At 74.5% G+C, this 9,199-nt stretch carries 9 protein-coding genes and 1 pseudogene; 2 read left to right on the top strand and 8 right to left on the bottom strand.

The genetic code is table 11. The features are described 5' to 3' along the window. On the bottom strand, positions 1 to 653 hold a 653-nt coding region (locus ACFV5N_RS20040; protein ID WP_385601527.1), incomplete at its 3' end, for an endonuclease NucS domain-containing protein. Positions 654 to 750: 97 nt separating this feature from the next. Continuing rightward, positions 751 to 1,677: a LysR family transcriptional regulator gene (locus tag ACFV5N_RS20035; RefSeq protein WP_385601525.1), complete on the bottom strand. Its 927-nt coding sequence runs from the start codon at positions 1,675 to 1,677 to the stop codon at positions 751 to 753. A 71-nt stretch (positions 1,678 to 1,748) separates the two neighbouring features. Between ACFV5N_RS20035 and ACFV5N_RS20030 the strand changes: the two genes are divergently transcribed. Together ACFV5N_RS20030 and ACFV5N_RS20025 are read left to right on the top strand one after the other, a co-directional pair. Continuing rightward, a complete protein-coding gene (locus tag ACFV5N_RS20030) occupies positions 1,749 to 2,930 on the top strand; it encodes a TDT family transporter (protein WP_385601522.1) in 1,182 nt (393 codons plus the stop codon). A gap of 99 nt (positions 2,931 to 3,029) precedes the next feature. Then, entirely contained in the window at positions 3,030 to 4,172 is a 1,143-nt protein-coding gene (locus tag ACFV5N_RS20025) for a hypothetical protein (protein ID WP_385601520.1), read from the top strand. Here ACFV5N_RS20025 and ACFV5N_RS20020 read toward each other — a convergent pair. The 6 genes and pseudogenes from ACFV5N_RS20020 to ACFV5N_RS19995 all read right to left on the bottom strand — a co-directional run. Beyond that, positions 4,153 to 5,544, bottom strand: a complete 1,392-nt coding sequence (locus tag ACFV5N_RS20020) for an alkaline phosphatase family protein (protein ID WP_385601518.1) — start codon at positions 5,542 to 5,544, stop codon at positions 4,153 to 4,155. The two genes, ACFV5N_RS20025 and ACFV5N_RS20020, sit on opposite strands and share 20 nt — an antisense overlap. Beyond that, complete coding sequence (gene eboE / locus ACFV5N_RS20015; RefSeq protein WP_385601515.1) at positions 5,541 to 6,698, bottom strand: metabolite traffic protein EboE; 1,158 nt, start codon at positions 6,696 to 6,698, stop codon at positions 5,541 to 5,543. Before eboE ends, ACFV5N_RS20020 begins: the two co-directional genes overlap by 4 nt. Beyond that, a complete protein-coding gene (locus ACFV5N_RS20010) occupies positions 6,695 to 7,570 on the bottom strand; it encodes a TatD family hydrolase (RefSeq protein WP_385601512.1) in 876 nt (291 codons plus the stop codon). The genes eboE and ACFV5N_RS20010 overlap by 4 nt, the downstream gene beginning before the upstream one ends. Further along, entirely contained in the window at positions 7,570 to 8,076 is a 507-nt protein-coding gene (locus tag ACFV5N_RS20005; RefSeq protein WP_385601509.1) for an EboA domain-containing protein, read from the bottom strand. Before ACFV5N_RS20005 ends, ACFV5N_RS20010 begins: the two co-directional genes overlap by 1 nt. Next, on the bottom strand, positions 8,073 to 8,918 hold the full coding sequence (locus ACFV5N_RS20000) for a sugar phosphate isomerase/epimerase family protein (protein ID WP_385601506.1): 846 nt from the start codon (positions 8,916 to 8,918) through the stop codon (positions 8,073 to 8,075). Before ACFV5N_RS20000 ends, ACFV5N_RS20005 begins: the two co-directional genes overlap by 4 nt. After that, positions 8,915 to 9,199: pseudogene (locus tag ACFV5N_RS19995) on the bottom strand (prenyltransferase); the annotation flags it as partial. The pseudogene ACFV5N_RS19995 and the gene ACFV5N_RS20000, both read right to left, overlap by 4 nt.

Raw genomic sequence — 9,199 nt, 5'->3', positions numbered from 1 at the left:
GACACGTACCAGTCGGTGCCGTTCCACGGTTCGCGGGTGCCGCCGCGGCGGCCGGCGGCGGGCGCGGGGGCGGTCTCCGGTTCGTCGATGAGCCAGGTGCGGGCCAGGTAGGAGCGGCCCTCGTCCTCGAAGGCGCGGAAGAACATGACGTTCACCGGGACGCCGAAGCCGGTGGCGAGGTAGGTGATGATCCGCTCGGTGGCGGCGTCGAGTTCGCCGGCCACCACGGTGAGGGTGTGCGCGCTGTTGAGGGTGTCGGGCGGGCTGCCGCCGAAGCGCGCGGCGAACGCCTCGTCCAGTTCGGTGGGCAGATCGTGCTCGCGCGCGTGGTGGGCGTACAGCGCGCGGATGTCCTCGTTGCCGAGGTCCCGTACCCAGGAGCCGTAGTCGAGGATCTGGGCCACCACCTCGCGCGGGGTGCGGTCGCGCTTCAGCTCCAGGACGTGCAGGGCGCCCTCCTCGTCCATGCCGAGCAGGTCGATGAACCCGTTGTGGCCGGTGTGCACCTGACGGCCGATCAGCAGCAGGGGGCGGCCCAGGACGTCCGGGTCGGCGACGATCAGGTCCTCCAGCGCGGCCTCCCGCGCCAGGGGCCGCCGCCGGACGCGTTCCGGTGTGCCGTCGATCCGCCACAGTCCGAACTCCAGTGGCATGGCGTGTCCCCCCGTGGGTGGTGTGCGGGCGTCCGAGGAGGGTCAGCGTAGCCGCCGCGGGACACGTCAACGGCCGGGCGTGGCAAGCGGGTTGGGGTCAGCCGTGGCGCGCGGGCAGCTCGCGGGCGCAGTCCAGCAGCATGCGGGCGGCCCCGCCCAGCGGACGGTCGGGCCGGTGGACGGCGCGGAGCCGCCGGGTGAGGTCCAGGCCGCGCACCGGCAGCGGGACGACGGACCCGGCGGCCACGTCCCCGGCGCTGGCCAGGGAGCTGAGGACGGCCGGGCCCACCCCCTCGCCGACCGCCGTCTTGATCGCGGTGGTGCTGGAGAGTTCCAGCAGCGGCGGGACGGGCTCCTGTCCGGTGTGGTGGCGCAGCGCGCGGTCCAGGTGGCGCCGGGTGCCGGAGCCGGCCTCCCGGGTGATGAGCGGGGTGGCGGCCAGCTCCGCCGCCGGGACACCGCCGTCGCCGTACCGGGTCCAGGGGTGGCCGGGCGGCACGATGAGGGTGAGGGTGTCGCGGGCGACGGTGCGGCTGACCAGGCCGGCTGGGTCCTCGGGCCCCTCGACGAAGCCCAGCCGGGCGGCGCCGGAGCGGACCGCCGCGGCCACGTCCTCGGAGTTGAGGGTGGTGAGGGAGACGGCGGTGTCCCGGGCCACGGCGTGGAACCGGGCCAGCCAGTGCGGCAGCAGGTACTCGGCGACGGTGAGGCTGGCGGCCACGGGCAGCCGGGCGTCGGCGGCGCGGGCCAGGGAGCCGATGCCCGCCTCCAGGGCCGCCGCCGCGTCGGTGGCGGCGCGGGCCCAGTCGGCGACCAGGGCGCCGTCGGGGGTGAGGGTGGAGCCGCGCGGGGAGCGGTCCAGCAGGGTGAGGCCGAGCCTGCGCTCCAGCTGCCGCATCCGGGAGCTGGCGGCGGGCTGGCTGATGCCGTGGTCGCGGGCGGCGGCCCCGAGGCTGCCCAGCCGGGCGACGGCGAGCAGCAGTTCGAACGGGGCGAGGTCGCTCACGCGACGGGGCAGGGGCATAAGAGCAGTTTATGGGCTCATACCCGACTGATCCCTACCGCCGTCCGCCCCCGCCCGACAGGCTGGAACCCATGGCCGTCCACTCCCCCGCCCCACCCGCCACCCCACCCCTGGACCGGCCACCGCGCCGCCTGCTGCCCGCCCTGGACCAGCCCGCCGACCTGCTCAGGAACCTCGGCCCGAACTGGTTCGCGGCCGTCATGGGCACCGGCATCGTCGGCAACGCCGCCATCACCCTGCCGGTCGGCGGACAAGCGCTGCGCCCCGCCGCCACCGCCGTATGGGGCCTGGCCACCCTCCTGCTGCTGGCCCTGCTCGGCGCCTGGACCGCGCACGCGGTACGCCACCCCGACCGGGCCCGCGCCCTGGCCGGGCACCCGGTGATGGGCCACTTCTGGGGCGCCCCCGCGATGGCGCTGCTCACCGTCGGCGCGGGCACCGTCGCGCTCGGCGCCGACCTGCTGGGGACGGCCCCGGCGGTACGGGCCGGCGCCGTGCTGTGGGCGGCGGGCACCGCCCTGGGCCTGCTCACCTGCGTCGCGGTCCCCTACCGCACCATGACCGGCGAACCCGCCCCGCCCGACGCCGCGTTCGGCGGCTGGCTGATGCCGGTGGTCCCGCCGATGGTCTCCGCCGCCACCGGGGCGGCGCTCGTCCCGCACCTGCCCGCCGGGCAGCCACGGCTCACCCTGCTGCTGGTGTGCGCCGCGCTCTTCGGCATCAGCCTGTGCTGCTCGCTGATCCTGCTGCCGCAGCTGTGGTCCCGGCTGGCGCACCACGGCCCCGGCCCGGCCGCGCTCGTCCCCACCCTGTGGATGGTTCTCGGCCCGCTCGGCCAGTCGGTGACGGCCGTCCATCTGCTGGCCGACGCCGCCCCCGGCGTCCTGCCCGCCCCGTACGCCGCCGCCGTGGGGACGGCGGTGCCGCTGTACGGGGTACCGGTGTGGGGGTTCGCGCTGATGTGGCTGGCGCTGGCCGCCGCGCTCACCGTGCGGCAGGCCCGCCGGGGGCTGCCGTTCTCGCTGGCCTGGTGGGGGTTCACCTTCCCGGTCGGCACCTGTGTGACGGCCTCCGCCGGCCTCGCCGACCGGCTCGGCGCCCACCTGTTCACGGCCACCGCGCTCGCGCTGTACGCCTTCCTGGTCCTCGCCTGGCTGACGGTCGGCACCCGGACGCTCCGGGGCGCCCTGCGCGGCACCCTCTTCCTCCCCCCACCGGGGCCGCCCGCCCAGGGGAGAACGCGCGCGTCCTGAGAGCTCAGGATCGGGGAATGCGGTCTGGCGGGAAGTGACGGGTCGTGGCATGTTCACGGAGTTATCCGCACTGACCCGAGTGAAAGGAATCGCTCACCGATGCACAGACGGCAGTTGTTCCGCACCGCCGCGGCCTCACTGACCCTGGTCACCGCCCTGTTCACCACGGGGAGTGCCATCGCCCATGAGGCGACGCCGACAGCCACGGCCGACTGGGAGATATCCCTGTCCGGGGACAGCACGATCGAGGTCGTCCAATCCGTGTCGGCCGTCGACGACAACCTCGCGTGGGCTGTGGGCAGGCAGGACCAGCGGGGCGTCGTCATGCGCTGGGACGGGGCGGAATGGAAGGAGGACACCGCGCCGGGATTGCCCCCGGTGGGAAGGTGGTCCTCGGTCAGTGCGGTCTCAGCCGATGACGTCTGGGTGCACGGCCTCTCCCAGCGGGACGCCGTTCTCGCCCACTACGACGGCGAGAGCTGGACCACGGTGCCCCTCCCCTACCCCGTCGGCGATTCCTGGCTCGATGTACCCATCAAGGCTGTGCCGGGACGGCTCTTCGTCGGCGGCGAGTCCTTGCAGACCTACGCGGACGGCGTGTGGCAGAACTTCGAGCTTCCTGATCTCGTCAACATCAGGGGCATCGACGCCTTCTCCGCCGATGACGCCTACGCCACCGGCATGCGGTACCCCGTGGACGGTGGGCATCCGGTGGCCTACCACTGGGACGGCACGACCTGGACTCCGATGGCCGGGCCCCCGGCTCGTACCGGAACGGACACCGCCACGATCGCCGTGGCGGAGCCGGACAACGTCTACGTGGGCGGCTGGGCCACCCCACCGCATGGCGGCCCGCCCATCCCGAGCGTCCTGCACTGGGACGGGACGGAATGGCGGGACATCACCGGATCGCTCTCTCATCTCTACCTGCAGGCGATCACCGTGGACGGAGCCGGCGGTCTGTGGGTCGCCGGAATCGACCAGACCCACCCTGCCGACTCCGCCCCGGTCTTCTGGTACTTCGACGGAGACGGCTGGACCAAGAAGTTCGGAGCCTGGGCCCCGGACGGCGACACCCAGTGGCCGAGCTACACCTTCTGGGACCTGGCCCCGGCCGGTGACTCCGGTGCCGTGTGGGCCGTGGGTGACTACAGCGTCCCCTGGGACGGCACCGATGTCTCGACCGGAAGGGGCCTGATCCAGCGGTCCGTCGTACCCACCGTCACTCCCGATCGGCCCTGACAGCTGGGCCTGCCAGAGTGAGCACCAGCTCCTTCACGTCCGTCGCGTGCAGCCGCTCGCGGCCGCCGTCCGGGGCCGAGCACAGCAGTACCGGGCCGTCTTCCGGGGTGTCCGGGAGGCGGCCGTGGGAGCCGGTGACCCAGGTGGGGTTCAGCGGCACCACGTTCATCGCGTAGCGCAGGCCGAGTTTCTTGCGGGCCAGCCCGGCCGCCGCCTGGAGTTTCGCCCGCGGGTTGTCGGGGTCGAAGAACAGCTCCGCCGGGTCGTAGCCCGGCTTGCGGTGGATCTCCACCCCGCGCGCGAAGTCCGGCGCCCGGGCGTCGTCCAGCCAGTAGTAGTACGTGAACCACGCCTCCGGCTCGGCCACCAGCACCAGTTCGCCCGAGCGCTCGTGCGCCAGCCCGTACCCCTCCTGTTCCTCCTTCGTCAGCACCTCGGCCACCCCCGGCAGGTCCGCGCACAGCGCCCGCACCTTCTCCAGGTCGGCCTCGTCCGGCACGTACACGTGCGCGACCTGGTGGTCGGCGACCGCGAACGCCCGGGACACCCAGGGGTCCAGGTACTCCATGCCCTCCTGCGTGTACACCTCCAGCAGCCCGGCCCGGCGCAGCGCGCGGTTGACGTCCACCGGGCGGGACGCCCTGGTGATGCCGTACTCGCTGACGACCACCACCGTCGTCCGGCTCTCCCGCGCGTCCCGCAGCAGCGGGGCCAGCACGCGGTCCACGTCCTGGACGGCGCGGATCGCCTGCGGGCTGTCCGGGCCGTACCGCTGGAGGTCGTAGTCCAGGTGCGGGACGTAGCTCAGCGTCAGGTCGGCGCGCGGCATGAGCCGGCGGGTGGCGGCCACGATCCACTCGCTGGAGCGCAGCGACGCGGTCGGGCCCCAGTAGTGGAACAGCGGGAAGGGGCCCAGTTCCTCGACCAGTTCGTCGTGCAGCTCCGGCGGGCGGGTGTAGCAGTCGGGGGACTTGCGGCCGTCCGCGTGGTAGATGGGGCGCGGGGTGACGGTCCAGTCGGTGTCCGCGCCCATCGCGTACCACCAGCAGACGTTCGCCACCCGGTAGCCGGGGTGCCGGGCGCGCAGCGCGTCCCAGACCTTCTCGCCCGCCACCAGCCGGTTGTGCTGGCGCCACAGATGGATCTCGCCCTGGTCGCGGAAGTACCAGCCGTTGCCGACGATGCCGTGGCCGGACGGTGGCAGCCCGGTCAGCATCGAGGACTGCACGGAGCAGGTGACGGCGGGCAGCACCGGGGTCAGTTCGGCCTGCCAGCCGTCCTCGGCCACGGCGCGCAGGTTCGGGGCGTGGGCCAGCAGACGCGGGGTCAGGCCGACCACGTTGAGCAGCAGGATGCGCTGGGGACTCGTCATGCGTCCTCCTCCTTGAGGCCGGTGTCGTGCAGGGCGTCCCGCGTCCACGCCAGTTCGGCCGCCAGCCCGTCCGCCAGTTCGGCGTCGGAGGCCGGACGGTGCTGGGCGGGCAGGACGGACCAGGTGTACGTCTCGACCTCCAGGTGGTCGGTCAGCGCGGCGGGCCCGGCGAACAGCTCGTGCAGGGTGGCGCGCAGCTGGTCGGTCGTCGAGGTGAGCGGGGGCTGCGGGCCGCGGTGCAGCGGGGCGTGGAAGTGCACCCGCCACGGGGACCCGGCGGGCAGGTCGCCGAGCGCCTGCGGCAGGTCGTCGCGGGCGCCGCCGCCGTGCGCGCGCACCTGGTGCAGGAAGCGGTCCTCGGTGTAGCGGGACAGGGCGGCCCGGGTGGCCGGGTCCGCCGGGTCGGCGGCCTCCAGGGCGGCGGAGACCTGCGCCTTCACCACCGGGAGCCCGGCGCCGCCGAGCCGGCCCAGCGCGTCGGCCGGTTCCTCGAACGCGACGGCCAGATGGCACAGGTCGAGGCAGACGCCGAGGCGGCCGGTGTCGATCCCGGCCAGCTGGGTGGCCGCGTCCGCCGTGGTCTCCACGACGCAGCCGGGTTCGGGTTCCAGGGCCACCCGGATCGTCCGGCCGGTCTCCGCCTCGATCCGCGCCAGTCCGGCGGCCAGCCGGTCCAGCAGGGTACGGGCGCGGGCCGCGCGGCCGGTGTCCCACGGGTCGCGCCAGGCGAGCGGAACGGTGGAGACGCTGCCGCGCGCCGCGTCGTCCGGGAGCAGCGCGGCCAGGACGCGGGCGCAGTCCAGCGTGTAGGCGAGCCGGTCCTCCCCGGTCCAGTCCGGGTGGTAGACCGCCTTCTTCACCACCGGGTCGTGGAACCCCCGGTACGGGAAGGCGTTGAGGGTCACCACCTCCAGGCCGTTGTCCGCGAGCGCGGTGCGCAGTCCGCGCACGGCGGCCGGGTCGGCGGCCAGCCGGGCCGCGAGCGGCGCCGGGAGCCACAGGCCGAGGCCCAGCCGGGGCACGCCGAGCCGGGCCCGGACGCCCGCGCCGAACACCTCCAGCTGGCGGTGGACGCCCGCCAGGTCCTCGGCGGGGTGGACGTTGGTGCAGTAGGCGAGGTGGACCCGGGTGCCGTCCCGGTGCCGGAATCTCATGCCGCGTCCCTGGGTTCGCCGCGCCGGATGGAGTTGCCCTCCCAGCCGTCCCCGGCCGCGCCCCCGTCCGGATCCGTGTCGTCCAGCAGCAGCCGGCCGCTCTGGGCGTAGAACTCCACCGGGTTGCGCCACAGCACCTGGTCGATCTCGTCCGCCGAGAAACCGGCCGCCCGCATCGCCTCGCCGGTCTTCGCGGTCTTCAGCGGGTCGCTGTGGCCCCAGTCGGCGGCCGAGTTCACGATCATCCGGTCGGTGCCGTACTCGGTGAGGATGCGGACCATGCGGTCCTCGTCCATCTTGGTGTCGGGGTAGATGGAGAACCCCATCCAGCAGCCGCTGTCGGCGACCAGCCGCACCGTCACCTCGTTCAGATGGTCCACCAGCACCCGCTCCGGCGGCAGTCCGGAGGCCGCCACCAGGTCCAGGGTGCGGCGGGTGCCCGCCGCCTTGTCGCGGTGCGGGGTGTGGACGAGGACGGGCAGGCCGTGTTCGACCGCCAGCTCCAGGTGCCGGACGAAGACCTTCTCCTCGGCGTCGGTCATCGCGTCGAAGCCGGTCTCGCCGACCGCCACCACCCCGTCCTTGGCGAGGTAGCGGGGCAGCAGGTCCAGGACGCCCGCCAGCCGGGGGTCGTTGGCCTCCTTCGGGTTGAGCGCGATCGTGCAGTGGTGCCGGATGCCGAACTGCGCGGCCCGGTACCGCTCCCAGCCCACCAGCGTGTCGAAGTAGTCGCGGAACGAGCCCACCGAGGTGCGGGGCTGGCCCAGCCAGAACGCCGGCTCGGTGAGGGCGCGCACCCCCGCCGCGTACATCGCCCGGTAGTCGTCGGTGGTGCGGGACGTCATGTGGATGTGGGGGTCGAAGATGCGCATCAGGTGGCGTTCCGTTCCATCAGTCGTATCGCGTCGTCCGGGACGGGGCGGCCGGCCGCCTCGCGTTCCGCGGCGAAGGCGCGGGTCATCCGGACCAGTTCGGCGTCCGCCCGGCCGGTCCAGCCGCTGACCGCGTCCAGCGGCACCTCCATGAACAGGCACTTGAGGACGCCGTGCCGCCAGGCCGCCGGGGGCAGGTGGCGGGCCGCGTAGCCGCCCATGGCCGCCGCCACCAGCCGCGGGTCGTTGGTGCGCAGCGCGTCCTCGGTCAGCGGCAGCAGCCCGGGCCGGTCCAGGAGTTCGGGCTCGCTCAGGGCGGTGAGGACGGCGAGCTTCTCGTCCGAGTCGCCGAAGTCGTACAGCTCGCTCAGTTCGGTGTCGGTGAGGTTCCCGGCGCGCGCCGTGTCCCTCAGCAGCGTGACGCGCGCCGCGTGCGCACCCGCCCGGCCCACCATGCGGGCCAGCGCCGGGAAGACGGCGGACAGCGGGGCCCCCGCGGCGGTCATCGGACCGCCTCCGCCGCGCGCAGGGCCGCCAGGGCGCGGGCCGCCACGGTGGGGGCGGCGTGGGCGTGGCGCGGGAGTTCGACCGCGACCAGGCCCCCGTACCCCACCTCGCGCAGCGCCGCGAGGGTGGCGGGCAGGTCGATGTCGCCCTCGCCGAACTCCAGATGGTCGTGGACGCCGGGCCGCATGTCGTCCGCCTGGACGTTCGCCAGCAGCGGGCCCACGGAGCGGACGCAGTCGGCGGTGTCCGCGCTCTCGTTGCACACCGTGTGACCGATGTCGACGGTGTACCGCAGGCCCGGTGGATCGCCGAGCCTGCGGCGCAGTTCGGTGACCCCCGCCAGGGTGTCCACGAACATGCCGGGCTCGGGCTCCACCGCGCAGACCACGTCCCGGGCGGCGGCCGTCGCCAGCACGGCCTCGGTGCCGCGCGTCAGCCGCTCCCAGCCCTCCTCGGGCGTGGTGCCGGGCGGCAGGATGCCGGACCAGAACGAGACGGCCTCGGCGCCGAGATCGGCGGCGACCCGTACCGCCAGGTTCAGATACTCCACCCGGCGGTCGCGGCCCGAAGCGGAGACCAGGGTCGGCTCGTGCTTGTGCCGGGGGTCCATGAGGTAGCGGGCGCCGGTCTCGATCACCACGGACAGCCCGAGCCGCTCAAGACGCCGGGCGACCGCGGCGGTACGGGCGGCCAGCCCGGGGGCGAACGGGTCCAGGTGGTGGTGGTCGAGGGTCAGCGCCACGCCCTCGTAGCCGAGATCGGCGATGACGTCGAGGGCGTCCTCCAGGCGGTGGTTGGCGAAGCCGTTGGTGCCGTAGCCGAAGCGCAGTCCGTCGCTCATGTCGGGGAAACCTTTCGGGAGGCGACGCGGGCGAGCCCGCCCAGGGCGGTCAGCGCGCCGGCCAGGACGGGGGCGCCCGCGCCCGCCAGCAGCGCGGACTGCAACCCGGTGACGCCGCGCACGCCGGTGCCGGTGGCGGCGCGGACGGTCGGGGCGTGCCCGGGGGCGCGCAGCGCGGCGAGTTGGGCGCGGCCCACGGTGGCCGCGTACCCGGCGAGCGCGGCGCCGGTGGCGATCCCGGCGGCCACCCGGGCCCGGCCGTGACCGGTACGGGGTACGGC

This window comes from Streptomyces sp. NPDC059853 (genome assembly GCF_042731495.1).
Classification (GTDB): domain Bacteria; phylum Actinomycetota; class Actinomycetes; order Streptomycetales; family Streptomycetaceae; genus Streptomyces.
Note: the sequence above shows the minus strand (reverse complement) of the source record. Positions and strands in the feature narration are given on the sequence as shown.